Below are 23339 nucleotides of genomic sequence, written 5' to 3'. Positions count from 1 at the left end.
CGGCGACGCGAGTCGTCTGCCCGGCCTCCGCGACGAAGGCCGTGCTGCTGACCCACACCGGCGCCCTGCCGGCCCCGCCACAGCCCGGTGGGACGGCCGATCCGTTCCTGCTCACGCTGGAGGGTGGCCTGCAGTGCGCCGCCGTCGCGGACGGCTCGGTTCCGGGCAACCGGTTCGCCTGCGCGGACGGCGAGGTCCCGCCCGGACCACCCGACGCGTCAAGTCCTCTGTGGACGATCGACGGGCGGACCGTCGCGAAGGCCTGCACCTGGTGTCGGGCGTCTGAGCTTCGTCGACCGCGAAAGGTAGTGCGCCCCAAGGCGGCCTTGGTTGCGTCCAACGCACCGAAGGCCACCTTGGGTGCGTTGGACGCACCGAAGGCCACATTGGGGCGCACTGCCCGCGACGCTAGGCCAGTGTGATCTTCCCGTTCGCGACCGTGACGTTCTTCTTCTCCAGCGCCTGCGATGCCGGGCCGTTCGCGACCGAGCCGTCGGCGATCTTGAACTTGCTGCCGTGGCACGGGCAGTTGATGGTGCCGCCGTCGACGGCGTCGACCGCGCAGCCCTGGTGCGTGCAGATCGCCGAGAACGCCGCGAACGTCCCCGCCGCCGGCTGGGTCACCACCACCTGCTTGTCCGCGAACACCTTGCCGCCGCCGACCGGGACGTCGCCGGTCGCGCCCAGCTCCGTCCCGGCGGCCGGGGGTGGCGCCGCGGCGGACGACGTCCCCGCGTTGCCGCCGTAGGTGCTGCAGCCTGCCACCAGGCCGGCGCCCGCCGCCGCGAGCGCGATCCGGCGGGTGACGGCCGCGTCCCTGTCTTCTCCGCGCACGATCGTCCCCCGCCTAGAAGGTCAAGCCCGATTGGGTGAAGAACCACAGCGACGCGCTCAGCCAGAGCCCGACGAGTGCGGTGAACACGAGACCGCCGAAGAGCGGGAGCGACCAGCCGGGTGCGCCGTCCTTGCGCAGCAGCAGCATTTTCGCGACGAACGCGCCGTAGAAGAAGCAGCCCAGCAGGGAGTGCAGGAGCACGCGGGTGTCGAACGACTGGAACCCGAGCGCGTAGAGGCAGTGCAGCGCCACCGGGATCGACACGAGGAACGCCAGCCGCCCCGACCAGCGGTGCACCGGCGCGACCCACGCGGGCGCGGTGCGGCCGAGCTTGCCGTACATCGCCAGCGCCGAGAGGAGCTGGACGATCGCCAGCACGACGACGACCGTCGCGAGCCACGCCTTCACCGACATCGGGCTGGAGAACCCGGCGACGTTCACCGCGACGCCGGTCGGCGTGTGCAGATTGCCGTAGACGCCGAGCACCACCGCGACGACGGCGCCGGCGCCGAGCGGCACGAGGAGCGCGGCCCCGGCGCGGTTGCCCGCCGTGGTCATCAGAAGTCCCCCTGCCCGGCCAGGCCGCTGACCGGCTCGGCGGTCACGGGCGCACCGTCGACGGTCGCCGTGGCGGCGGCCGGGTCGAGCGCGGGAGCGGCGGCCGACTCCTCGTCCGTGGTGAGGATGCCGACCTGGCTGCCGTCGGGCTGCACGATCCAGCCGACCTTGGCGGTCTTGCCCTTCACCTTCGGCGCCGCGCGGTAGAGCCCCGCGGGCTTCTTCGCGGTGGGCGCGGTGAACTGCCACGTCTTCCCGGCCGCCGTCACGGTCCCGGTGACCGAAGCGGCGTCGAAGCTGCCCGTGAGACTGGCGTTCTTGGCGCCCTTGAGGTCCAGCTTCCCGCCGACCGTCACGCCCTGCAGCCAGGCTTCGACCTTCTTGCCGTCGCAGAGGTACGCGATCGCGTGGCCGTCACGCACCGAAACCGCCACGGACGCGCCGCCGCCGGTGACGCGCCCCGCGTAGTCCGCCCGGGCGGGCGCGTCCGCCTTCGGCGCCTCGGCTTTGGGTGCCGCCGAAGTCGTCGGCGGTGACGAACTCGCGACGCTCGCCGCGTTGGCGGCGCCGGCGACCGGCGCGACGCCGGTCCCGGTCGCCAGGTTGACGATCCCGATCCCGCCGGCGAGCACGACACCCGCGAGCAGAGTGAACAACGGCCCCGGACTCTTCATGGTTCTTCCCCGCATTCCCCTGACCCACCACCGTGCCCATAACACGGAGGTCGGGGCGGAACGGCTCAACGCTACCCGCGGAAAAGAGGTATCGCTTAGCCCGTGCAACCGGTTGAACCGTGGTTGACTGGCGGCATGCTGCCCTGGGACGGCGACCTCGCCGGCCGGCTCGACCGGCACACCGTCGAATCCGCGCTGCTGCGGGACAACCCGCTCGGCGACCCGCACGAGCGGCCGCTGTGGGTGTACGTCCCACCGGGCTACGACGACGGCGGTGGGCGGTACCCGGTGGTCTACGTGATCCAGGGCTACACCGGGCACCTGTCGATGTGGGCCAACCGGACGCCGTTCCGGCAGCCGTTCGTTGAGACGGCCGACGCGGTGTTCGCCGACGGCGCACCGGGCTGTGTCGTGGTGTACGTCGACGCGTGGACCGCGTACGGCGGCTCGCAGTTCGTCGACTCGCCGGGGACGGGCCGCTACCACTCGTACCTGTGCGACGAGATCGTGCCGTGGGTGGACGCGCACTACCGGACGATCCCGGACCGCGAGTCCCGCGCGATCGCGGGCAAGTCGTCGGGCGGGTTCGGCGCGATGATCACGCCGATGCTGCGCCCCGACGTGTTCGGCGCCCTGGCGACGCACGCGGGCGACTCGCTGTACGAGCTGTGCTACGTCCCGGACTTCGGCAAGGCGGTCCGCGCCCTGCGCGGGTACGGCCACGACATCCAGGCGTGGTGGACGGACTTCCGCGCGCGCCCGGCGTTCACCCGGCCGGAGGACGCGACGCTGCTGCAGCTGCTCGGCGTCTCGGCGTGCTTCTCGCCGCGCCCGGACGGAACGCCGGAGCTGCCGTTCGACCCGGCGACGGGCGTGGTGCGCCCGGAGGTGTGGCTGCGCTGGCTGGACTGGGACCCGGTCCGCATGGTCCCGGACCGCGCCGAGGCGGTGAGCTCGTGGCGAGCGGTGTGGATCGACGCGGGCACGAGCGACGAGTACTTCCTCGACGTCGGCGCGGAGGCGTTCCGGGCGGAGGTGGTCAAGGCGGGGCTGCCGGAGGACCGGATCCACTTCGAGCTGTTCGAGGCCGGCCACGCCGCGATCGACTACCGGTACCCGTTGTCCCTGGCCTGGCTGGCCGAACGCCTGGCCCGCTGACGCTCAGCCGTCCGCGGCGAGCGCCTCGATCACCCGCGGCCGCTGAGCGAGCTGCCGCGGATGGACCGGTACCTCATCCGGCGCGGCCTTGCCCTCCTGGCGGAGGTACCGGGCGAACCGGTTGAAGTTGGCCGGGTCGTAGTCCGCCGAGCGCGGATTGGCGTTGAACTCGCGGAAGAAGCCCGGCTTCTGCCCGCTCTCGTCGGTCAGCCGGGGGTCGGTGCACGTCAGGTGGATCGCCCGGTTGTCTTCGTCGTACCAGACGTGGAACGGATACCGGTCCTCGCCCAAGATCGCGTAGTTCCCGTTGCTCATGCCGGCTCCCCTCGCGGTGGTGTCGTGGTTCTCCGACGATCGGGACCGGGTTTTCGTTACAGCGGCTAGGCTCGGCGCATGGTGTTCGAAACGGACCTCGCCCTGCCGGACGGACGTACCCTGCACGTCTACGACACCGGCGGCTCCGCGCGGCTCACCGTCTTCTGGCACCACGGAACCCCCAACCTCGGCGCGCCGCCCGGGCCGCTGCTGCCGCTTGCCGAAAGCCTCGGCGTCCGCTGGGTTTCCTACGACCGGCCCGGCTACGGCCGCTCCACGCACCTGCCGGACCGGACCGTCGGGGACACCGCCGCGTGCGTGGCCGCCGTCGCCGACGCGCTCGGGATCGGGGACTTCGCCGTCATGGGGCACTCCGGTGGCAGTTCGCACGCCCTCGCCGCCGCGGCGCTGCTGCCCGGCCGCGTCCGGGCCGTCGCGAGTCTCGCCGCCGTCGCGCCCTTCGGGGCCGAGGGCTGGTTCGACGGCATGGCCGCCGCCAGTGCCGCTTCGCTGCGGGCCGCCGCCGAAGGGCGGGCCGCCAAGGAAAAGTACGAGGCCGCCGCCGAGTTCGACCCGGACGTCTTCACCAAGGCCGACTTCGCCACCCTCACCGGGTCGTGGTCCTGGCTCGACGAGGTCGTCCAGCCGGCCCTCGGCGCCGCCGGCCTGATCGACGACGACCTCGCCTACGTCACGCCGTGGGGCTGCGACCCGGCGGCCATCACCGCCCCGACGCTGCTCGTGCACGGCGCGGACGACCGGATGGTCCCCGCCACGCACAGCGAGTGGCTCGCCGCGCGGATCCCGGGCGCCGAGCTCCGGCTCACCCCCGGCGACGGCCACCTCTCCGTGCTGGAACACGCGGCCGGCGCCCTCACCTGGCTCGCCGATCAGGACAGCAGCGCCAGCGAAGCGACCACCGGCGCCAGGTAGAGCACCGGGAACGCCAGGTGCCCGTACGACCGGGCGCGGGCCACGGTGACGACCGCGCCGAGGAAGTACAGCACCAGCCCGATCGCCGCCGCGACGCCGATCGGCGGCACGAACAACCCCACGACCAGGCCCACCGCGCCGGCCGCTTTGGCCGCGCCCAGCCACGGCCACCACGCCTCCGGCACGCCGTAGGAGGTGATCGGCTCGACGACCCACTTCGCCCGGGCGAAGACCGAGACGGCGGAGAAGCCGACAAACGCGGCGGCGAAGAGGGTGACGATCAGGTGTGCGGTGGACATCGGAGCTCCTCCGGGAGTTCGCGGGCCCCGGGGATCCGGGTCCGTCACCCCCACGACTCCGCCCACCGGACCGATGTGACCGGCCGTGACGGCGATCACAATCCGAGCCGAAGCACGATCTCGCCGTGGTCGATCTCCCCGGTCGGGGTGAACCCGAACTTCCGGTAGAAGGCGCCCGGGCCGTCGGCACCGGGCCGGTGGCTCGTGAGCAGCTCGGTCGCGCCGTCGGCCCGCAGCAGCGAGACGACCTCGCTCAGCACCGCGCGGCCGATCCCGCGGCCCTGGTGCCGCCCGTCGACGAGCAGCCGCCACAGGAAGTACGGCCCGAGGATGCCGGGGCGCCCGGGCGGGACGTCCCAGCTGAGCATCACGAAGCCGACCGGCTCGTCGCCCGCGTAGACGGCCCGGTACCAGGGTTCGCCCTCGGGCGTCGTCGCGGCGTCCTCCAGCGACTTCGCCACCGACGCGACGAACCGCTCCTGACCCGGGCGCACGCGCAAGGCGCACACCGCTTCCCGGTTCGCGCCGGTGATCTCGACCAAGCGCGCGGCCGGGTTCACAGCGCTCCCGTCGGTTTCGGCACTCGTACCTCGCCGGGCGTCCGGTCCGGCCGCAGGCCGCGCCACGACGTGTGGCGCAGCCGCAGGTCCGGCGTGACCCGGCGGTGGACGACCTCGCCGACCAGGTCCGGCTCGACCCAGTGCGCGCCGCGGGCGCGGTCGCGCGGCACGTCGGTGGCGAACGGGGACGCCGGGCGCGCCAGCGGGGCGAGGATTTCGCGGAGGCGGTCGAGTGCGTCGTCGGTGAACCCGGTGCCGACGTCGCCGATGTACACCAGCGCGCCGTCGTCGTACGCGCCGAGCAGCAGTGCGCCGAGCGTGCCCGCTCGGCGGCCCGCGCCGGTCCGCCAGCCGCCGACGACCACTTCGCGCGTCTGGGTCAGCGCGCGCTTGGTCCACAACGGCGAACGAGCGCCGGCCAGGTACGGCGCGTCCAGCCGCTTCGCGACGACGCCCTCGATGCCGTGCTGGGCGGCCGTCGCCAGCAACTGGTCCGGTGTGATGTCGGCGCGGGTGTACCAGGGCGGGACGACGAGCCGGTCGTCGGCGGGCCGGACCAGCTCCGCGAGCAGTGCGCGCCGCTGCTCGTAGGGCCGGTCCAGCAGCGACTCCGAACCGATCCGCAGCAGGTCGAAGGCGAAGTAGACGACCGGGACCTCGGCCCGCAGCTTCGCCGTCGGCTCGTGCATCGCGCGGCGCTGCATCAGCTCGAACTCCGGGCGGCCGGCCGCGTTCAGCGCGACGACCTCGCCGTCGAGCACCGCCGCGTGACCGCCGAGCGCGGGCGCGAAGATCTCCTGCAGCTCGGGGTAGCGATGGGTGTGGTCGCTGCCGCTGCGGCTGGTGATCCGGGCCTCGCCGGTGGCCGCGACCCGGGCGCAGCCCCGGAAGCCGTCCCACTTCCATTCGTAGCCGTGCTGGTCGTCGTCCGGGAGGGACCCGTCGACGGCCAGCATCGGCGCCACCGCGTCCGGCACCGTCCCCATCGCTCCAGTGTGGAGGATCGGCCGGGGCCGCGTCACCCCGCCGGCAGCAACGGCAGGAGCTCCTGGTGGCTCCCGGCGCGGCGCAGCACGGGCGAACCCGGCCCGTCCGGCTCCGGATCCCCGGCCCGCAACGCGGCCAGGAACCGCACGATCACGCGCGACGGCGGCAGGATGTCGGCGCCGCCGAGGTAGGCCAGCACGATCATCTCCTCCCCGCACGCCGCCTCGACGGCGACGGCCCAGCCGTGCACCTCGTCCCACAGCAGCGCCACGTCGCGGTCGGGGAACCGGCGCAGCCGCCAGTCCACCGCGACGTAGGCCGACACCGGGACGTCCACGTCCACGGTGCAGGACTCGAGGCCGAAGCCGAGCGCCCCCGCCACCTCGCCGAGGTACGCGCGCAGGCCGCGCTGGAACCAGAACTCGAGATCGGTGTCGATCAGGCCGGACACCCGTTTCCCTTCTTCGCGGAACCCGGCCGCGCACCCTGCCCGGCCGGTCGAAGCGGATCAGCCGACCGCCGCCAGCGCGTCGGCCCGATCCCGGTAGCAGGAGAAGCCGGCGACGCCGGTCCCCCGCAGCAGCCGCCACATCGCCGGCGTGCCGACCACCCACGCCAGCGGGACGGCCAGTTCGTCGGCGCGCCCCTGCACCCGCCGCAGCGCCCGGAGGCCGACGCCGGAGCAGAAAGTCACCCCGCCGAGGTCGACGACGAGCGGGCCGCCGATTTTCAGCGCGGTTTCCGCGCATTCGACAAGAATGGCGACAGTCGCGAGATCAATGTCGCCCACCACCGTGACAAGCGTGCTCCGATCGCCGGGGAACGACGTCGTGACCGAGAACGGCTCGCACAACGCGCCCGGCGAAGAACGGCCGAAGGCTCGCGAAAGCCGCGGCGGTTTTTGGATCTTCATGACCGGCTCCGGCGGCTCAAGACGGCGGTTTACGGGTAGACCGTACCGAGTTCGTCCAGCTTGGCGCACAACGCAATCGTCCCGATCATCGGCGCCGCGCACCGACACGGCCGTCTGCACGTGCAGCGGTCCACAGTGGACGATCGAAATCGCCTGGTCGCGCCCGCCGTCGCGACACTGCGTCCACAGTGGCGTACAGCACCTCGGAAACCGGCACGATTCAGCCGCGGAATAACGAATTCCGAAATTCAGCCGAACGCAGGAATCGGAACGCGCGTCCGGTCCAGTTCGGCGAAGAGGTCACCGAGGTCGCCGACGCGGTCGAGGACCTCGTCGGCGGTGAACCTCAGGTGCGAGACGTGCCGGCAGGCGCGCACCTCGTCCCACGTGACCGGGGTCGACACGGTCGGCTCGTCGCGCCCCCGCAGCGAGTACGGCGCGATCGTCGTCTTGAAGGGGTTGTTCTGGCTCCAGTCGATGAAGACCTTGCCCGGCCGCAGCGTCTTGGTCATCCGCGCGACGACGAGGTCCGGCGTCTCGGCGGCGAGCCGCTCGGCGAGCGCCTTCGCGTACTGCGACGTCTCGGCGGCGTCGGTCGTCACGACGCCCGCGTACAGCTGCATGCCCTTGGAGCCGCTGGTCTTCGCCACCGGGGTGAGCCCGTCGGCGGTGAGCACGTCGTGCAGGCGCTCGGCGACGCGGCAGCAGTCGACGACCGTCGCGCCGGGTCCGGGGTCGAGGTCGAACACGAGCCGGTCCGGCGTGCTCCGCTCGTCGCCGCCGTCGACGGTCCACTGGTGGACGTGCAGCTCGAGCGCGGCGAGGTTCGCCGCCCAGACGAGCTCGGGCAGGTCGTTGATCAGCGGGTACGCGATGACCTCGGGCTCCTTGCCGCGGCCGCCGACGGTGAGGCGGGCGGTGCGGACCCAGTCGGGCGCGTGGCGCGAGACGTCCTTCTCGAAGAACGAGCCGCCGGCGACACCGTCGGGGAACCGCACGAACGTCATGGCGCGGTCGCGGACGTGCGGCAGCAGCAGCGGCGCGATGCGCGTGTAGTAGTCGAGCACCTCGCCCTTGGTGAAGCCGTGGCGCGGATACAGCACCTTTTCGAGGTTCGAGAGCGTCAGCTGCCGCTCGCCCACCTGCACCGTGATCCGGCTCCCCGCCACGCCGCGAGGTTATCACCCATGGTTATGATACGTTCGTATCAGAATGGAGGGGGACACCGTGAAGTTCGACGTGCTGCAGATCCTGGGGGCGGTCCTGACGGTCCTGGGCGCCCAGAGCGCGATCCGGCTGCTGATCGACCACGCGAACACCGGGCTGCCGGGATGGCCGGGAGCGGGGTTCCCCGGAACACTGGTCGGTTATCTGGTGGCGACGGCGGCCGGAATCGTGCTGGCCGGGTGGGCCCACGACCGCGCGAAGGTGCTCGGGCGCCGGAAGTAGCCGCGCGACCGAGGGCGCCGGCGATCCGGCCTTGCCCCGCCCGGCCCCGCCGTCACGCGAAGGTAGGGTTGCCGGTGATGACCGAGACCACGCTCCAGCCCGCAGAAACGGAGGTGCCGGCGCAGGCCCGCCGGCGCCGGACCTTCGCGGTGATCAGCCACCCGGACGCGGGCAAATCGACGTTGACCGAAGCGCTCGCCCTGCACGCGCGGGTGATCTCCGAGGCGGGTGCCGTGCACGGCAAGGCCGGGCGACGCGGCGTCACCTCGGACTGGATGGAGATGGAACGCGCCCGCGGTATCTCGATCACGTCGGCGGCGCTGCAGTTCGAGTACGGCGGCACGGTGATCAACCTGCTGGACACGCCGGGGCACGCGGACTTCTCCGAAGACACCTACCGGGTGCTGTCGGCCGTCGACTCGGCGGTGATGCTGCTCGACGCGGCGAAGGGCCTGGAGCCGCAGACGCTGAAACTGTTCGACGTGTGCCGCTACCGCGGCATCCCCGTGATCACGTTCATCAACAAGTGGGATCGCCCCGGCCGAGAGGCCCTGGACCTGTGCGACGAGCTCACCGAGCGGATCGGGCTGCCGCCGATGCCCTTGACGTGGCCGGTCGGCAGCGCCGGGCACTTCCGCGGCGTCGCCGATCTCCGCAGCGGCCAGTTCGTGCGCTACGGGCGGACCACGGGCGGGGCCACCGCCGCCCCCGAAGAGCACCTCACTCCCGCGGCCGCCGAAGCCGAAGCCGGCCACGAGTGGACGACGGCCCAAGAGGAAGCGGAACTGATCCAGGCGTCCGGCGGCGAGTTCGACCCCGCGCGCTTCGCCGACGCCTCGGCGACCCCGCTGCTGTTCGGCGCGGCCGTGCTGAACTTCGGCGTCCGCCACCTGCTCGACCTGCTGGTCGAGCTCGCACCCCGGCCCACCGCCCGGACCGACGTCGACGGGCGTCCGCGCGACCTCGAGGACCCCTTCTCGGCGTTCGTGTTCAAGGTGCAGACCGGGATGGACCGCGCGCACCGCGACCAGCTCGCCTACGCCCGCGTGTGCTCGGGGAAGTTCGAGCGCGGCATGGTCGTGACCAACGCCACCACCGGAAAACCCTTCGCCACCAAGTACGTCCAGCAGGTCTTCGGGCAGCAGCGATCCACTCTCGACACCGCGTACCCCGGGGACGTCATCGGGCTCGTCAACGCCGCCGCGCTGCGCGTGGGCGACACGCTCCACGACGGCAAGCCGGCCGTGCGGTTCCCGGGCCTGCCGAGCTTCGCGCCCGCGCACTTCGCCGTCGCCCGGCCCACCGACCTCGGCCGGGCCAAGCAGTTCCGCAAGGGCATCGAACAGCTCGGCGCCGAAGGCGTCGTCCAGGTGCTCACCTCCGACCTGCGCGGCGACGCGGCCCCCGTGCTGGCCGCGGTGGGGCCGATGCAGTTCGAGGTCGCCGCGCACCGGCTCGAGCACGAGTTCACCTGCCCGGTCCGGCTGGACCACCTGCCCTACACCGCGGTGCGGCGGCTCCCCGACCCCGCCCAGCGGTCCATCGTGAACGGCGAGCGCCGCAGCGAGGTGCTCACCCGCGCCGACGGCACCGAGCTGGCCCTGTTCGAGCAGGAGATGGACCTGCGCATCCTGCAGCGCCGGGTGCCCGAGCTGGTGCTGGAACCGCTGGTCGCGGAGGGCTGAGACCGCCGGTCACCCGGCCCTCATGCCGGGGAGACGATGTCCGCCGACAAGGGCGCGACGGCACCGATGATGGTTTGCGTGGTCTCCTCGGGCACACCCGCGGCGAGCAGCGAGTCCGCCAGGTACTTGGCGACGAGATCGAAGTGGTGCCGCTCGATGCCCCGGCCCCGGTGGACGTCCTTCATGGACCGGCCGCGGTACTCGTCCGGGCCGCCGAGCGCGCCGGCGAAGAACTCGACCTGCATGCCCTTCAGCCGCGACAGGTTCGTGCCCTTGAAGAAGGCGGCCAGCTCCGCATCGGCCAGGACCCGCTCGTAGAAGTCGTCGACCACGGCCACCAGTGCTTCCTGGCCGCCGATCTGTTCGTAGATGCTCGTCACTTCGCCTCCCGGTCGTGGTGGTCACCCTGGTGACCAGGGAACCGCCGGGAGGTTTCTCGCGCGTAAGTCCACGATCAACTGCCGGTTAGATCGGTCTCACGGCAGCTGATCGCGACCCGGGGATACGCGGCCGTTATGGCGAGCACCACCTGCGCTGTTGATCACAGTTCGCTCGTCCGGCACTCGGGGTAGACCGGAACTGGAAGATGTCGAAAGGACCGCCGTGAACGAGAACCCCACTCCCCGTCTTGTCGCGAATCCCCGCCGCGTCCAGGTGCGGACCGAAGCGGACCTGCGCCGTGGCACGCTCCCCGAGAGCTCCGAACTCGACTCGCCTCCCGGCGAGAGCCCGGCCCGAGCGGTCCGCTGATCCGAGACGTCCGGGGCGCCGGGAGATCCGGCGCCCCGATGTCGCCGGAAACGTCGGCCGCACGGCTGTCCGGCAGCACCGAGCCGACCGCGCTCCCCGGGTAGTACCCCAGGCTGAGCTCGACCGGGGTGCCGCCGCGGATTGATGGATTGATAGAGTCATCAATCCAGGAGGTGCCCATGCCCGCGAGGTCCCGCACGACCGAGCCGCTGTACCGGATCAAGGCCGACCTGTTCAAGTGCCTCGCGCACCCGACGCGGATCCAGGTCCTGGAGGTGCTGGCCGCCGCCGGTGACGAAGGCGCGCCCGTGACGCGGCTGCTCGAGGTGACCGGCTGCGAAGCCTCCCAGCTGTCCCAGCACCTCGCGGTACTGCGCCGTACCCGGGTCGTCACCTCGTCGCGCTCCGGCAACGCCGTCGAATACTGGCTCGCCGAACCGCTGGTGGCCGAGCTGCTCGTGGTCGCCCGCGCTTTCCTGCTCGCCGGATTGCGGCCCGGCTCGGAGCAGCTGCGCGCCGCGCGCGAGCTGCCGCCGCTCCCCGGCGCGAGTCCCCAAGCCGTGCTCGACGCGGTCTCGGCCCAGGTGTGAGCGCCCTCGCGACGGCTCGTGACCTCCTGCCGGGCCGCGGTGACTACGACCTGCGCGGGCCGGTGCTGCGCGCGGATCTGCTCGCCGGGGTCACCGTCGGTGTCGTAGCGCTCCCCCTGGCTCTGGCTTTCGGGGTCAGCTCGGGTGCGGGGCCGGCCGCCGGTCTGGTCACGGCCGTCGTGGCGGGAATCGTGGCCGCGGTCTTCGGCGGCTCCCCGGTCCAGGTGTCCGGGCCGACCGGTGCGATGGCCGTCGTCCTGGCCCCGATCGTCGCCGCCCACGGGCCGTCCTCGGTCGCCCTGGTCTCGATCCTCGGCGGCCTGGTCGTGCTCGTCGCGGGAGCCGCGCGGCTGGGCCGGCTCGTCGGCTACCTCCCCTGGCCGGTCGTCGAGGGCTTCACGCTCGGGATCGCCTGCATCATCTTCCTGCAGCAGGTCCCCGCGGCCGTCGGCACGACCGCGCCGCCGGGGAAGAACCCGCTCCTGGCCGCCGCCGGCGCCATCGCCCATGCCGTGACCGGCGGCGGCACGGCCGTCTGGACGGTCGCGACTGTGGTGCTGGTCGCGGTGATCATGCTGGTGCTGCCCAAGCTGCACCGCGGGATACCGGCGTCCCTGCTCGCGGTCGCCGCGGCGACCGTCGCCGCCGAACTCGTCCACGCGCCGCTCCCGCGGATCGGTAGCCTGCCGAGCGCACTGACCCCCGCGCTGCCGTCCTTCACCCTCGGAGCGGTCGGCGACCTCACCGGAGCCGTCGTCGCGGTCGCCGCGCTGGCGGCGATCGAATCGCTGCTCTCCGCTCGCGTCGCCGTGACGATGACCCGCACGGGGCCACCAGTCGGGCCCACCCGCCCGGACCGCGAACTCGTCGGCCAGGGTTTGGCCTCGATCGCCAGCGGCCTCTTCGGCGGCATGCCCGCCACCGGCGCGATCGCCCGCACCGCGGTCAACGTCCGCTCCGGCGCCCGCACGCGGCTGGCGGCCATCACGCACGCACTGGTGATTCTCGCGGTGATCTACGCCGCCACCGGTCTCGTCTCCCGCATCCCCCTGGCCACGCTGGCCGGGGTCCTCATGGTCACCAGCCTGAAGATGGTCCCGTTCGGCACGATCCGCGAAGTTCTTCACGCGAGCCGCTCCAGCGCGGCCACGTTCGCCGTGACCGCACTGGTGACCGTCGCGGCGGACCTCATCCTCGCCGTGGAGATCGGCCTGCTCGTCGCCGCGTTCTTCGCCCTGCGGCACCTCGCCGGCGCCGCCTACGCCCGGCAGGACCCGCTGCCCGGCCCCGCCACCCCCGGCGACGAGCACATCGCGGTGTTCGGCTTCGAAGGTGCCCTGTTCTGGGGCGCCTCCGAACGCATCGTCACCGAAGTCGCCGGCACCGCCGACCACATCCTCGTGGTCATCCTGCGGCTGTCCCGCCTGCACCTCCTCAACGCGACCGGCGCCAAAGCGCTCGGCGAAGCGATCGAAGAACTCGAAGCCCGCGGGATCACGGTGCTGCTCAAGGGAATCCGGCCGCACCACCGGCACCTGCTGAGCGCCACCGGCGCCCTCGGCAAGCTCCGTCACGAGAACCACCTGTTCGCCGACCTCGGCGAAGCGGCCGCCCACGCCCGATCGCACGTGCGACGCGCGCAGGCGGCCGATCCCGCGCTACCGGTGCGCCCCGGGTAGTTCATCACCCAGGACGGGCAGCGATCAGGAACCGCAGTCCGCCGGATCGCCCGCGGGGTGCCGGGTGGGCACCTGCAGCGTGCTGCCGGGCCGGACCTGTCGCACGTCGGCACTGCCGATGCCGACCCGGACGGGGAGCGGCGGACCGGACCGCAGAACCAGTTTCGTCGTTCGCGCCCCCACCGAAAGGTCGAACGTGCGGCCGTGCCACTGGACGCCGGTGATGTCGACACCCGGCAGCTGCGGCGGCAGGAACGGATCGACCGTGACGGCGTCGGTTCCCCACCGCAGCCCGGTGAACCCGTAGAGGAACTCCTGCAGGTAACCGCCCTGGCCCGTCGTGAAGTCGAACGCTCCGCCGGTGCGCGTCTCGTACCACTGGTCGAACGGCGCCGCCAGGTACGGGCCCGCGCTGTCGCGCAGGGACGTGTAGACCTGGCAGCCAGGCGATCCGAGGGCCGCACCGGCGATGGTGGCGATCGCGTCCGTCATGGACGGGCCGTTCGGATCGGTGCGCTGCCGGTAGTAGTCGAGGTCGTTCTGGGCGAGGCCGGGCGACATCGGCACCGCCCACGGGTACTGCAGCAGCGTGACGTCGGCCTGCTTGACGGTCTGCCCGGCGTACCCGTCGAACTCGGGATGGATGTTCGCGCCGGTGTCGACCGGGATCTTCAGGCCGTCGGCGACCTTGCCCCACGCCGGATCGGCGGTCCGGCCGACGATGCCGGCGGCGCGGATCGCGATGCGCAGCGAGGCTTGCGCGCCGGCGTTGGTGCTGGCGCTGTTGTTGACGTTGTCGTGGTACTCGTCGGCGCCCTTGACGTCGTTGATGGCGTATCCACCGGCCGCGTCGGGCACAGCGCGCGTGGCCCAATAGTCGGCGATGCCCTGCAGCACGGGCCACGCCTTGTCGCGCAGCCACGCCTTGTCGCCGGTCGCTTCGTAGTACTGCCACTGCGCCAGGGCGATGTCGGAGTTGATGTGGATTTCCTGCTTGCCGTCGGGAGACCAGTCCGGGGTCGTCTCCTTGCCGGTCAGCGCGCTCTGCCACGGGAACTTCGCACCCTTGATCGGGTGGTCCGGGGTGGACAGTGCCGCGGCGGCCGCCCGCGCCGCCGGCAGGCGCTGCTGCCGGTAGGTGTTCGCGTCGGCGGCGATGTCGGGGTACTGGGCCAGCAGCGCCGGGTACATCCACGTCTCCATGTCCCAGAACACGTGCCCGCTGTAGCCGTCCGAAGACAGGCCGCCGGGGCTGGCGCTCCAGACGACCCCGGCGCGCACGCTCGCGAGCAGGTAAAACATCGACGCGTGGATCTGCGCCGTCATGGCGGGGTCGCCGGGGACCGAGATGCTCGACTGCCACAGGCGTGCCCAGGCGTCGTGGTTGCGCGCCAGCACCCGCTGGTAGCCGTCCGCGGCGGCGCGGGACGCGGTCTTCGCGGCGGCTTGCTGCGGAGTCGCCGCCGCGAGCGGCCGGTCGGTGTCGACGCCGGAGGCGACGCCCACGTACTTGGTGATCCGCACCGGCGCTCCGGCGCGCACCGGGAAGTCCGCGCGCTGCCCCGCGCCGCCGTCACCCGGGTCGGCGATCGCCCGGGTGGGCAGCGTCTTGCCCTCGACGCGCAGCGCGGAGCTCATCCCGGCGGTGACCAGGTTCCCGTCGCTCACGACGGTCTGCGACAGGGTCGCGGTCCGGCTGTCCACCCGGGAGTCCCTCGTCGAGGCGTGGTCCAGTCCTCGACCGTCGAACGCGTCGACCACCGTGGCCGTTCCGGTCCAGTGCGGGACCGCGCGCACGCTCACCGTGCCCAGGTGGCCGTCCGCGCGGTTGGCGTTGACCTCGTAGGTGAAGCTCGTCGTGTCACCGGCGGGTGAGGTCCAGTCGAACGACGTGGTCAGCACCCCGGTGCGCAGGTCCATCGACTGCCGGTAGTTCGTGGTGGTGCCCACGGTCGCCGGAGCGACCTGCGTCGGTGGCTGCGCGCCGTCGGGGTACAGCGCGAGGTAATCGACGTTGACGCGCGCCGTGTCCCCGTCGGTGACGGTGACCTCCACGGTGTTCGCGCCCGCGGTCAGGGTCACCGGCACGGTCACCACCGCCCAGTCGTCCCAGCTCGCCAGGCTGGGTACGGACACCTGCCGCGACTGGCCGTTGACGCCGATGTGGACGGTCTGCGGGCCGCCACTGCCGTTGCCGTACCGCACGGCCAGCGTCGCCGGACCGGCCGGCGCGTCCCGGACGGGAATGACGTCGGTGCCACCGACCGTCGGCTTGTCGTCGGTGTTCAGCCCGGCCAGGTAGGCGCCGGTGGTGGAGCCGGGGTGAGAGCTCTCGACGAACGCGCCCCCGGAGATCTTCCCGTACGCGGCGGGGCACAGCTGCCCGAATCCGCAGGACCACTCCCCCAGCCCGTAGATGTCACCGCCGCGCCCGAACCCGAGGGTGGTCCAGGTCGGCAGGCCGGCTCGCTCCTCCTGCCCGGCCGAAGGTGCGCCGTAGAAGCCGGCGAGCTGCGACTGGGTGACGATGGGCTTGCTGCTGTACCCGTGGCCCGCCGCGGGGACCCGGGCGCCGAGGTAGCCGTTGCCGACGAACGTCGGCGAGTAGTTCTTCGCCGTGTCGGTCGTGCTCAGCACCCACCCGTCGCCCCCGCCGGCGTGGCCACTCGCGGAGGCGGCGGGCGCCGTCGTGACGCCCAGGAGCAGGCAGCCGGCCGTCACCACGAGGGCCGCCCGGCTCCTCAGCACGCCGGCGCGGGAACCACCGGCTCTGTCGTGTTTCGTCATCGAAACGACCCCTCCTGGCGGCGGGACGTGGGAAAACCCCGCCACGGTGAATATGTTGTGGGTGACAACATATACAGCGGACGGGAGTTGGTAAATACGGGCCGCGGCGGCGTGCTTGCACTTCGACTATGTTGAAGTGGTCATCGCGGTGTTCGCGTCGGTCGCGCTGGTGCTGAGCACTGGGGACCGCCTGGCCTTCGCCGTCGATCCGGTGCTCCTGCTGGATGCCATCCTGTGGTCCGCGGGCGCCGGCCACCCCTGACCAGCTGTTCGCGATGTCCGGCGACGCGAGCGGCAGCGGGTCGATCGTGGTCGTGCTCCTCATGCTGGTCATGACCGGCGCACCGCTGATCATGGTGCGGCTGAGCCGGCGATCGGACTTCGACGCCCGCAGCGACGAGTACTTCGCGACCGGATCCGCGCGGGTGAGCGTCACCGGCATCAGCGTCCGTTTGCACGCCTGTTCCTCGCCGGGCTGACCGGGATTTCGCTGCTGTTCGGCCTGACCAGCGGGCTGGCGCTGTCGACCCTGCTGGGCAAAGTCCGTTACCTCGGGCCGTGGCGGGTTCGTTCCTCGCGCCGCCCCGGCGGCGCTCCCGGCCGCGGGCGACGTCTGGTGGCCTCGCTGCGGCACTGGCCGATCACGCTCGCCACCGCGATCGCCTTCGTGGCGACCGCGGCGTGGCTCACCGCCGAGGACCGGCCCTCCGACCTGACCGGAATCGCCGTCTTCGCCGCGACGATCGTCGTCCTCTGCGGCTCGCTCGCCGCCCTCGGTATCCGGTGGCAGAGCATGACGTGGCGCGTCCCGCCTGACCTCGAAGGCTAATTCGGCGGTTGCTGGGTGTGCGGGTAGCCGTGCTGGGGACCCACGAAGCCCGGCTGAGCGACCATCGGATAACCGGCAGGCCCCGGATAAGGCGGGAAACCGGCCTGTCGAGGCGGACGGCCGCCTTTGACGACCGCGATCACGACCAGGAGCCACGAGAGCACCGCGGCGACGTCGAGCGGGATACCCACCGCCAGGAAGATCAGGCGGAGGTCGTCCACGCCGAGGTGGCTGGACCGGCTCCAGGACGCCGCGTTCAGCGCCACGAACTGCCACACGATGCCCGCCACCGTCGTGACGAGCATGACGGCGAAGGCCCCCACCATGAAGCCGGACACCCCCTTGGCCCGTCCCTTGATCGAGAAGATCAAGCCGAGCACACCCACTACGAGCAGCAGTACCCGCGGGATGGTCTCGATGCTCGTCGAGGTAAGGGGTGACATGCTCGCCTCCACAGCTCTCCACCGGAGATCGAGGCGTCCGGCCGCGCCGAGCCGATCGTAGGCGGTGACCACGCCCTTCGTGGTGCGATCGGCGAGGAACACGGTCCTGGTCGTGCCGCCGGGCGGAATTGCGTTGGTGCGAACTCCATGATCGGGAACAATGGCCGAAATGGACATGCGCGCGCTGCTGACCCGGATCGACCCGCTGGCGGCGCCGGAACGACGGCGAGTCCTCGCCGACACCGCACGCGCGCTGGCCGGCTCCCCGGAGCTGACCACTCTGCTGGCGGAACTGGACACCGTTCCCGGACTGCCGCGCGCCTGGGCCGTGACGATGGCCGTCATCGCGGGCGACGACACGCACCTGCGCCGCAGCCTCGTCGCGGCCGACACCCGCGTCGCCGGGCTGGCGATGAACCACTGCGCTCGCCGCGGCCTGCACTTCGACGTCCTCACCGCGGCGCTCCCGACCGCGCCCCTCGCCTGGCGGCACACCCTCTACCGCGCGGTGCGCGCCACCGGTGCCACCGAGTGGGCGGAAGCTCTCCTGCCTTCGGTGCGCGCACGCTTCGGTGACCACGAAGCCGCCGCCGTGCTCCCGGCCTGCGGAACCGGGACGGTGACGGCCCTGCTGCCGGAACTGGACTTCGCCGTGCCCAACCTCGCCGCGCTGACCCGCCGGCACGCCGCCGTCGTGCTCGCGCACCTGCGCCACCGGCTGACCGAAGCCGGCGAAGCCGGTCGCAACGCCACCTGGGCGCGCTTCGGCCCGGCGCTGAAGCAACTGGTCCGGCACGAGCCCGGCCAGCTCGTCGACCTGCTCGCGCACTCGGGGCCGCCGACCGGGCTGCCGGCCGGCGCGGACCGCTGGCTGGCCAAGGCGATCGAGGCCGATCCGGACCGTGTCGTCGCGCTCCTCGCGGATCCCGGGCGGCGCATCCGGTTCCGGCCGGGCCGGAGCATGGAGCGCTCTCTGCGGCTGGCCTCGGACGAGACCCTGACCTCGCTCGCGCGCAGCTCCCTCATCGACGTGACCCGGTTGACGGCGTTGCTGCGCGGGCTCCCGCCCGGCCGGCGCGCGACCGTCCTGAGTGGAGCGCTGGGCGAACGGAACCTGCAGCAGGCCGGACTGCCGATGGCGCTGCTCGACCTCCTGCCGTGGCGGTCCCGGCACGAGCAAGCCCGCCGGCTGCTGGCCACCCGCCCGGTGGCCGACCACCCCGATCTGCGGCGGGAGGCGACCGCTCGGCTTCCGTGGCCGGAGGCCGAGCCCCTGCTGCGCGCCGCGACCGCTCGGCCGGCCGCGGTGGAGCGGGTTCTCGGCTACCCGTCGTTGATCGGCGCGGCGGCGGCCACCCGGGATCCGGACGTCGTCGCTCGCGTACTGGCGTCGCTGACCCGGCTGCCCAACGAGCAGGACCCGGTCCGTCACGCCGCGCTCGCGGCGATCGCCGCGATCCCGGGCTGGCTGCTGCGGTCGGCCGATCCGTCCACAGTGGTCAAGCTGGCCACCGATGCCGTCCAGGCCAAGGACGCGTCCTGGGCCACCCGCCAGACCGTCGGCACCCTGGCGGTCACCCTGGTCCGGCAAGGGACGCTCACGGCGCGGCCCGACCTGGTCGAGAGCGGGCTGCTGGTCCTCGCCCGATCCGGCGGACACGCGCGCACCCTCACCCTGCACCGGCTCGACCAGGCCCTCCCCCGCGGCGCCGAGCACACCGTGTGGTCCGCGCTGCGGCCCCGCGTCGCCGCCGACGCCCGCGCCGGCCGGTATGACCTGGCCCTGTCCCTGGCGTCGGGCCTGCACCGGCGCGCGTGGACGATGCCCGACCTCCAAGCCGTCGTGGGCGAAGCGACCGGCGCGGCCGACGACAACACGGTCCGCTGGGCGCTCGAACTGTGGCTGGCCCCGCCCGCGAGCCGGGACGAACGCGTCGAGGCCGTGCTGCGACGCGACTCGTCCACGATCACGGTGACCGCGGTCGCGAGCGCGGTCAGCGGGCGCCGGACCGATCTGCTCGACCGCGTGCTGGACCGGCCGCCACACGGCCGGTTCGTCGCCCGCGGTGTCCGGCTGGTGCCGACGTTCGGCGGGTCGTTGCGGAACTGGCTGCCCCGTCAGGTCACCCGGTACGCGGAGTTGCTGGCCGACCTCGCCACCGCGCCCGGCAAGGCGGTCTGGGAACGGGTTTCAGCCGTGACCCACCTGGCGAGCCTGCCCGGTGCCCGCGTCGACGACGTGCTGCCGTTCCTCCAAGACGACGAGCTCGCCGTGGTCGAGGCGGCGCTGGCCGGCCTGGCGTGGACCGATCGGCCCGGCGATGCGCTGGGCACGCTGCTCGGTTACGCCGATACCGAGCGCGCCCGGGTCGCGGTGTACGCGGCCGGCCGGGCCGCCCGGACCATCCCGCCGGCCGACCTGGGTGCCGCGCTCCGCCCCGTGCTGGCCGGGAAGAAGGTGACGGCACGCAAGGAAGCGATCCGGCTGCTCGCCGAGCACCGCGTGCCCGATGCGGCCGGCGAACTGGCCGCCCTGTGGACGACCCCGGATCTGCACCGCGACCTCCGCCGCGCCATCGTGTCGGCCGCGCGCCGGCTGCTCGACGACGGCCGTGCTTGGCAGTGGCTCGCCGAAGCGGCCACCATGAGCGCGGTGGCCACGGCCGTGACCGAAGCGGGCCCGACGACCATCGCCGAGCGCTACCGCGCGCGCTACGGCGCGCTGGTGCGGACCGTGGCGGGCAGCGCCGACCCGGACACCGCGCGGACCGGCTTGGCCGCCTGGCCCGCGTGGAGCGCCTGGGACCGCGAAGGAATTCCCGCGCTGGTCGCCGTGATCGGTGATCTGACCCGCACCGCGACCTGGCGAGCCGCGGTCGAAGCGCTGCTCACCGCCTGCGAGGTCACCGGCGATCCGGCGCCGTTGCCCGCCGTGGTGACGACGCTCGCCGAAAGGGACGAGTTCGTCGCCGACGGCCGGGATCAGCCGGCGCGGCAACGACTGCGTCTCTTCCTCGTCCGCTTCGCTGCCCGCTTGGACACAGGCGGCGAAACGATGTGCGCTGCGGCGCTGCGGCTGTCCATGACACTGGCGGAGCGGGCGGAGTACCGAACGGACGCGCTCCTGCTCGCCGTCACCGCCCTGCCCCGCCACGGCGACCTGCTGCCGGCCCTCCGCCGGATCGCCGCCCTCGCCGACCGTCCCGCACCGGCTTGGCAAGTGGCGGACCGGCTCGCGGCCTGGCTGGCCGGCCACGACCCGGGCCGCCCCGAGCTGCTCGGCACCGCCCGAGCCCTCACGGCAAGCCCGGCGGAGGCGTTGCTCGCGGCGAGCATCGCGAGCCAGGCCGGCCCCCACGCCGGATGGCCGCCTCCGTGGCGCGAGCTGGTATCGGCGCTGCGCGACCACTCCGACGCCGACGTCCGCGAACGCGCGTCGCACCTCTTCTTCGCTCCCGAGTGACCGGTTAGGTCAGAGCCGTTTCGTGAAGACCAGCGTGGTCCCGTGGACGGGGTCCACTTCCGCTCGCCCGGTCTCGGTGAACCCGAGCTTCTCCAGCACACGGCGAGAAGCCGTGTTCCACTCCCAGACCGTGGCCCACAAACGTGCGTACCCGGACGACCTGGCCCAGTCCAAGACCGCCATCGAGGCCTCCGTCGCATATCCCTGACCCCAGACCCGGCGCAGCAGTTCGAACGCCAGCTCCGGCCCCCGCCCGCCGTCGACCAGCCCGCAGTAACCGATGACGTCACCATCGGCCTTCCGCTCGACCGCCGGCAACCCGGACGACGGGCCGACGCGGATCGCCTCTTCGAGCTCCGCGACCGTGGGGCGCCCCTCCGCGTCTATCCGGCGGTGCGGCGGCACTCGTGGATCACGTTCGGTCCACAGCTCACGCTGGACGGCAGCCTCGGCCACCCGCCAAGGCCTGAGCACCAGGCGATCCGTCTCGAGCACGACCGCACGCCCCGGCATCACTCCGCCCGCCATGAGAACACTCTTCCACGCGCGAACGTCCTGTCCGGCCGTGATCGTGGTGGTTGCCGGGTGGTGGAAGAGCGCCGGTGTGGAGTTCGTGGTGGCCGAGGACGAAGTGCGGCTGTCCGCGTTCGGCGTTCTCCCGCATGTCGAACGGGCGACGGACGACGACGAGGTGAGGGAAGTGCGACTCCCCTCTCCGTGACCTCCACGCTGTTCACCGATCACTTCGTCGCCGTGGTCGCCGCCGGCTCCGAACTGGAGCGCGACCGGGTTCACCGCGACCGCGTGCATCCGGACCACGACCTCCCGCGGACCTGGTGCGGTGTACGGGGCGGCACCGACTTCGAAGCGGCCGCCGGGCTTGGGCAGCCAGAGGGCGGTGTTTCGGCAGGAAACCCCGAATCGTCTTGGGCCGGCGAAGACGGCGCCGGCGTCCGGGTCACAAAGGAAAACGCAGCCCTCGGTCGACGAGCGCGATCAGCCACTCGAAGCTGTCGCCGACGTGAGCGGACCGCCGAAAGCCCTGCGCCGACTGCAAAGTCGCGAAACCGTGGAGGAAACTGCGGACCGCGCGCAAGGCGTGGTCCAGGTCGTGCGGACTGACGTCGTACGCGCGCAGGGCCGCGGTGAACGACTCCAGCAGGCGGCCTTCCGCGATCGCGATCGGGTCGTCGGGGCCCGTTTCGGCGACCCCGATGGTCGCCGCGTACCGGCCCGGGTGAGTGAGCACGAAGTCGCGGAAGGCGCGCGCCGCGGCCGTGAGGGCGTCCTGGCCGGCGCGGCCTTGGATGGCCGTGCCGGTCGCGTCGGCCGTCTCGGTGAGAGCCAGTGCCGCGATCCGCCGGTTGAGATCATGCTGGCCCGCGATGTGCTTGTACAGCGAGGGCGTGCGGACGCCGACACGTTCGGCCACCAGGCCCATGGTCAGGCCCGCGAGGCCCACTTCGTCGGCCAGCGCGGCGGCGGCCGTCACGACCGCGGCCCGGTCCAGGCCCGCCCTAGGCACGAGCCGAGGTGAGGAACGCCAGCACCTCGCTGACGACCTGCGCCGGGAACTGGACGTGCGCGTAGTGGCCGGCGCCGGGAACCACCACCAGCCGGCCGAGTCCGGTCGGCAGGGCGGCCACGATCGCCTTCCCTTCGTCCTCCGGCGACACCCAGTCCGAGTCGAGACCACCCTGCACGACCAGGACCGGGCAGCGGACGTTGGCCAGCTGTCCGCCGGCTTCGGCGGCGCCCGCGCGGACCATCGACCGAAACGCCTTCATCCGGCCCGGCTCGCGCAGCATGGCGTCGATCCGGCCCATCCGCGCGTCCCAGTCCGCGGGCTTGGGTCCGGGGTAGGCGAGCTCGAGGTACTTCTTCCACGCGGTGACGCTGCCGAACATGCCGGCCCGCCCGAGCAGCAGCGCGCCGCGGCGGTAGCCGGCCACCCGCAGATCGCCCAGCGCGACCTGCTGTTTGCGCGTGAACGGCCCCACCTCGATCAGCGCGGTGACCAGAGACGGGCGCTTGACCGCCGCGATGGTGGCCGCGCCGCCGGCGAACGAGTGGCCGACCAGCGTCGCCGGACCGCCCAGGTGCTGCACGAGGGCCAGCAAGTCGTCCGCGATCGCTTCTTGGGTGTAGGACGGCCATGACGCGCTCGACTCGCCACAGCCGCGCAGGTCGATGGTGGCGACGCGGTAGCCGGCGGCCGCCAGCTCGGGTGCGACGAAGCGGTAGGCCTGCCGGCTGTCGCCCAGGCCGTGCGCGAGCACGATGAGCGGCCCGGAATCGCCGGTCACGTCGTAGGCGAGCGTGCCACCGTCGACGGTCAGGTGCTGCGTCATGGGAACCTCCGGGAAGTTGGCTAATGTGGTTAGCCAAAAGCTAATCTGATTAGCCGACGATGTCAACGCTCGCTCACGGTG

General features: G+C 72.5%; 27 protein-coding genes. 11 read left to right on the top strand and 16 right to left on the bottom strand.

Annotated features, from left to right (window positions below):
- Window positions 1-408: 408 nt before the first annotated feature.
- Genes ACZ4TR_RS47080 through ACZ4TR_RS47070 form a run of 3 tightly spaced genes read right to left on the bottom strand, consistent with a single transcriptional unit; the run spans window position 409 to window position 2067 of the window.
- The gene (locus ACZ4TR_RS47080; RefSeq protein WP_465295433.1) at window positions 409-834 is read right to left on the bottom strand and encodes a Rieske (2Fe-2S) protein; all 426 of its coding nucleotides are present in this window, start codon (window positions 832-834) and stop codon (window positions 409-411) included.
- Between the two features lie 13 nt (window positions 835-847).
- Window positions 848-1393 carry a DUF6529 family protein gene (locus tag ACZ4TR_RS47075; protein ID WP_465295431.1) on the bottom strand — a complete coding sequence of 182 codons (546 nt, stop codon included), beginning with the start codon at window positions 1391-1393 and terminating at the stop codon, window positions 848-850.
- Window positions 1393-2067 (bottom strand): hypothetical protein, encoded by a 675-nt coding sequence (locus ACZ4TR_RS47070; RefSeq protein WP_465295429.1) that lies wholly within the window; start codon window positions 2065-2067, stop codon window positions 1393-1395. Before ACZ4TR_RS47070 ends, ACZ4TR_RS47075 begins: the two co-directional genes overlap by 1 nt.
- A 135-nt stretch (window positions 2068-2202) precedes the next feature.
- Here ACZ4TR_RS47070 and ACZ4TR_RS47065 point away from each other — a divergent pair, with 135 nt between their 5' ends.
- A complete protein-coding gene (locus ACZ4TR_RS47065) occupies window positions 2203-3225 on the top strand; it encodes an alpha/beta hydrolase (protein ID WP_465295427.1) in 1023 nt (340 codons plus the stop codon).
- Between the two features lie 3 nt (window positions 3226-3228).
- Here ACZ4TR_RS47065 and ACZ4TR_RS47060 read toward each other — a convergent pair whose 3' ends face one another.
- Window positions 3229-3540, bottom strand: a complete 312-nt coding sequence (locus tag ACZ4TR_RS47060; RefSeq protein ID WP_364516117.1) for a hypothetical protein — start codon at window positions 3538-3540, stop codon at window positions 3229-3231.
- 78 nt (window positions 3541-3618) lie between these two features.
- Here ACZ4TR_RS47060 and ACZ4TR_RS47055 point away from each other — a divergent pair, with 78 nt between their 5' ends.
- Complete coding sequence (locus ACZ4TR_RS47055; protein ID WP_465295425.1) at window positions 3619-4473, top strand: alpha/beta fold hydrolase; 855 nt, start codon at window positions 3619-3621, stop codon at window positions 4471-4473.
- Here ACZ4TR_RS47055 and ACZ4TR_RS47050 read toward each other — a convergent pair.
- From ACZ4TR_RS47050 to ligD (ACZ4TR_RS47025), 6 genes are all read right to left on the bottom strand, one after another.
- Window positions 4431-4772 (bottom strand): DoxX family protein, encoded by a 342-nt coding sequence (locus ACZ4TR_RS47050; protein ID WP_364516113.1) that lies wholly within the window; start codon window positions 4770-4772, stop codon window positions 4431-4433. The genes ACZ4TR_RS47055 and ACZ4TR_RS47050 overlap by 43 nt on opposite strands.
- A 95-nt stretch (window positions 4773-4867) precedes the next feature.
- Window positions 4868-5332, bottom strand: a complete 465-nt coding sequence (locus ACZ4TR_RS47045) for a GNAT family N-acetyltransferase (RefSeq protein WP_465295423.1) — start codon at window positions 5330-5332, stop codon at window positions 4868-4870.
- Window positions 5329-6318, bottom strand: a complete 990-nt coding sequence (ligD, locus tag ACZ4TR_RS47040; RefSeq protein WP_465295421.1) for a non-homologous end-joining DNA ligase — start codon at window positions 6316-6318, stop codon at window positions 5329-5331. The genes ACZ4TR_RS47045 and ligD (ACZ4TR_RS47040) overlap by 4 nt, the downstream gene beginning before the upstream one ends.
- A 32-nt stretch (window positions 6319-6350) precedes the next feature.
- Window positions 6351-6770: a DUF6292 family protein gene (locus ACZ4TR_RS47035; RefSeq protein WP_465295419.1), complete on the bottom strand. Its 420-nt coding sequence runs from the start codon at window positions 6768-6770 to the stop codon at window positions 6351-6353.
- A gap of 57 nt (window positions 6771-6827) precedes the next feature.
- Entirely contained in the window at window positions 6828-7352 is a 525-nt protein-coding gene (locus ACZ4TR_RS47030) for an STAS domain-containing protein (protein ID WP_465295417.1), read from the bottom strand.
- Between the two features lie 128 nt (window positions 7353-7480).
- A complete protein-coding gene (ligD, locus tag ACZ4TR_RS47025) occupies window positions 7481-8401 on the bottom strand; it encodes a non-homologous end-joining DNA ligase (protein WP_364516103.1) in 921 nt (306 codons plus the stop codon).
- Window positions 8402-8459: 58 nt separating this feature from the next.
- On the opposite strand from ligD (ACZ4TR_RS47025), the gene ACZ4TR_RS47020 reads away from it, so the two are divergent.
- Complete coding sequence (locus tag ACZ4TR_RS47020; protein ID WP_465295415.1) at window positions 8460-8681, top strand: hypothetical protein; 222 nt, start codon at window positions 8460-8462, stop codon at window positions 8679-8681.
- 77 nt (window positions 8682-8758) lie between these two features.
- Entirely contained in the window at window positions 8759-10366 is a 1608-nt protein-coding gene (locus ACZ4TR_RS47015; protein ID WP_465295413.1) for a peptide chain release factor 3, read from the top strand.
- A 20-nt stretch (window positions 10367-10386) separates the two neighbouring features.
- On the opposite strand, the gene ACZ4TR_RS47010 is transcribed toward ACZ4TR_RS47015, so the two are convergent.
- Window positions 10387-10746, bottom strand: coding sequence for a group I truncated hemoglobin (locus ACZ4TR_RS47010; RefSeq protein ID WP_465295411.1), 360 nt, complete (start codon window positions 10744-10746; stop codon window positions 10387-10389).
- Window positions 10747-11295: 549 nt separating this feature from the next.
- Here ACZ4TR_RS47010 and ACZ4TR_RS47005 point away from each other — a divergent pair.
- Both ACZ4TR_RS47005 and ACZ4TR_RS47000 read left to right on the top strand, forming a co-directional pair.
- Window positions 11296-11706 (top strand): ArsR/SmtB family transcription factor, encoded by a 411-nt coding sequence (locus ACZ4TR_RS47005; protein ID WP_364516095.1) that lies wholly within the window; start codon window positions 11296-11298, stop codon window positions 11704-11706.
- Window positions 11703-13385, top strand: coding sequence for a SulP family inorganic anion transporter (locus tag ACZ4TR_RS47000; protein ID WP_465295409.1), 1683 nt, complete (start codon window positions 11703-11705; stop codon window positions 13383-13385). The genes ACZ4TR_RS47005 and ACZ4TR_RS47000 overlap by 4 nt, the downstream gene beginning before the upstream one ends.
- Before the next feature lie 24 nt (window positions 13386-13409).
- On the opposite strand, the gene ACZ4TR_RS46995 is transcribed toward ACZ4TR_RS47000, so the two are convergent.
- Window positions 13410-16172: a glycosyl hydrolase family 65 domain-containing protein gene (locus ACZ4TR_RS46995; RefSeq protein WP_465295407.1), complete on the bottom strand. Its 2763-nt coding sequence runs from the start codon at window positions 16170-16172 to the stop codon at window positions 13410-13412.
- 136 nt (window positions 16173-16308) lie between these two features.
- Here ACZ4TR_RS46995 and ACZ4TR_RS46990 point away from each other — a divergent pair, with 136 nt between their 5' ends.
- The 3 genes from ACZ4TR_RS46990 (at window position 16309) to ACZ4TR_RS46980 (ending at window position 17001) form a co-directional block, all read left to right on the top strand.
- Window positions 16309-16434, top strand: coding sequence for a hypothetical protein (locus tag ACZ4TR_RS46990; protein WP_465295405.1), 126 nt, complete (start codon window positions 16309-16311; stop codon window positions 16432-16434).
- Between the two features lie 13 nt (window positions 16435-16447).
- Window positions 16448-16651 (top strand): hypothetical protein, encoded by a 204-nt coding sequence (locus ACZ4TR_RS46985; RefSeq protein WP_465295404.1) that lies wholly within the window; start codon window positions 16448-16450, stop codon window positions 16649-16651.
- Window positions 16652-16788: 137 nt separating this feature from the next.
- On the top strand, window positions 16789-17001 hold the full coding sequence (locus tag ACZ4TR_RS46980; RefSeq protein WP_465295402.1) for a hypothetical protein: 213 nt from the start codon (window positions 16789-16791) through the stop codon (window positions 16999-17001).
- Here the strand turns inward: ACZ4TR_RS46980 and ACZ4TR_RS46975 are convergent.
- Window positions 16998-17546, bottom strand: coding sequence for a hypothetical protein (locus tag ACZ4TR_RS46975; protein ID WP_465295400.1), 549 nt, complete (start codon window positions 17544-17546; stop codon window positions 16998-17000). The two genes, ACZ4TR_RS46980 and ACZ4TR_RS46975, sit on opposite strands and share 4 nt — an antisense overlap.
- A 58-nt stretch (window positions 17547-17604) precedes the next feature.
- Between ACZ4TR_RS46975 and ACZ4TR_RS46970 the strand changes: the two genes are divergently transcribed.
- A complete protein-coding gene (locus ACZ4TR_RS46970) occupies window positions 17605-20907 on the top strand; it encodes a hypothetical protein (RefSeq protein ID WP_465295398.1) in 3303 nt (1100 codons plus the stop codon).
- A gap of 9 nt (window positions 20908-20916) precedes the next feature.
- On the opposite strand, the gene ACZ4TR_RS46965 is transcribed toward ACZ4TR_RS46970, so the two are convergent.
- Entirely contained in the window at window positions 20917-21435 is a 519-nt protein-coding gene (locus ACZ4TR_RS46965; RefSeq protein ID WP_465295396.1) for a GNAT family N-acetyltransferase, read from the bottom strand.
- Window positions 21436-21472: 37 nt separating this feature from the next.
- Here ACZ4TR_RS46965 and ACZ4TR_RS46960 point away from each other — a divergent pair, with 37 nt between their 5' ends.
- Complete coding sequence (locus tag ACZ4TR_RS46960) at window positions 21473-21628, top strand: hypothetical protein (RefSeq protein ID WP_465295394.1); 156 nt, start codon at window positions 21473-21475, stop codon at window positions 21626-21628.
- 237 nt (window positions 21629-21865) lie between these two features.
- On the opposite strand, the gene ACZ4TR_RS46955 is transcribed toward ACZ4TR_RS46960, so the two are convergent.
- Together ACZ4TR_RS46955 and ACZ4TR_RS46950 are read right to left on the bottom strand one after the other, a co-directional pair.
- Window positions 21866-22432, bottom strand: a complete 567-nt coding sequence (locus tag ACZ4TR_RS46955; protein WP_465295392.1) for a TetR/AcrR family transcriptional regulator — start codon at window positions 22430-22432, stop codon at window positions 21866-21868.
- Window positions 22425-23258, bottom strand: a complete 834-nt coding sequence (locus ACZ4TR_RS46950) for an alpha/beta fold hydrolase (RefSeq protein WP_465295391.1) — start codon at window positions 23256-23258, stop codon at window positions 22425-22427. The genes ACZ4TR_RS46955 and ACZ4TR_RS46950 overlap by 8 nt, the downstream gene beginning before the upstream one ends.
- Between the last annotated feature and the right edge of the window lie 81 nt (window positions 23259-23339).

Source organism: Amycolatopsis sp. NPDC028719, assembly GCF_055565395.1.
Note: the sequence above shows the minus strand (reverse complement) of the source record. Positions and strands in the feature narration are given on the sequence as shown.

What these genes read in the sequence shown, in the direction of transcription:
- ACZ4TR_RS47075 (WP_465295431.1), bottom strand. Translation starts at nt 1,393, where the DNA reads ATGACCACGGCGGGCAACCGCGCCGGGGCCGCGCTCCTCGTGCCGCTC.
- ACZ4TR_RS47070 (WP_465295429.1), bottom strand. Translation starts at nt 2,067, where the DNA reads ATGAAGAGTCCGGGGCCGTTGTTCACTCTGCTCGCGGGTGTCGTGCTC.
- ACZ4TR_RS47065 (WP_465295427.1), top strand. Translation starts at nt 2,203, where the DNA reads ATGCTGCCCTGGGACGGCGACCTCGCCGGCCGGCTCGACCGGCACACC.
- ACZ4TR_RS47060 (WP_364516117.1), bottom strand. Translation starts at nt 3,540, where the DNA reads ATGAGCAACGGGAACTACGCGATCTTGGGCGAGGACCGGTATCCGTTC.
- ACZ4TR_RS47055 (WP_465295425.1), top strand. Translation starts at nt 3,619, where the DNA reads ATGGTGTTCGAAACGGACCTCGCCCTGCCGGACGGACGTACCCTGCAC.
- ACZ4TR_RS47050 (WP_364516113.1), bottom strand. Translation starts at nt 4,772, where the DNA reads ATGTCCACCGCACACCTGATCGTCACCCTCTTCGCCGCCGCGTTTGTC.
- ligD (WP_465295421.1), bottom strand. Translation starts at nt 6,318, where the DNA reads ATGGGGACGGTGCCGGACGCGGTGGCGCCGATGCTGGCCGTCGACGGG.
- ACZ4TR_RS47015 (WP_465295413.1), top strand. Translation starts at nt 8,759, where the DNA reads ATGACCGAGACCACGCTCCAGCCCGCAGAAACGGAGGTGCCGGCGCAG.
- ACZ4TR_RS47005 (WP_364516095.1), top strand. Translation starts at nt 11,296, where the DNA reads ATGCCCGCGAGGTCCCGCACGACCGAGCCGCTGTACCGGATCAAGGCC.
- ACZ4TR_RS46995 (WP_465295407.1), bottom strand. Translation starts at nt 16,172, where the DNA reads ATGACGAAACACGACAGAGCCGGTGGTTCCCGCGCCGGCGTGCTGAGG.
- ACZ4TR_RS46985 (WP_465295404.1), top strand. Translation starts at nt 16,448, where the DNA reads ATGTCCGGCGACGCGAGCGGCAGCGGGTCGATCGTGGTCGTGCTCCTC.
- ACZ4TR_RS46970 (WP_465295398.1), top strand. Translation starts at nt 17,605, where the DNA reads ATGGCCGAAATGGACATGCGCGCGCTGCTGACCCGGATCGACCCGCTG.
- ACZ4TR_RS46965 (WP_465295396.1), bottom strand. Translation starts at nt 21,435, where the DNA reads ATGGCGGGCGGAGTGATGCCGGGGCGTGCGGTCGTGCTCGAGACGGAT.
- ACZ4TR_RS46950 (WP_465295391.1), bottom strand. Translation starts at nt 23,258, where the DNA reads ATGACGCAGCACCTGACCGTCGACGGTGGCACGCTCGCCTACGACGTG.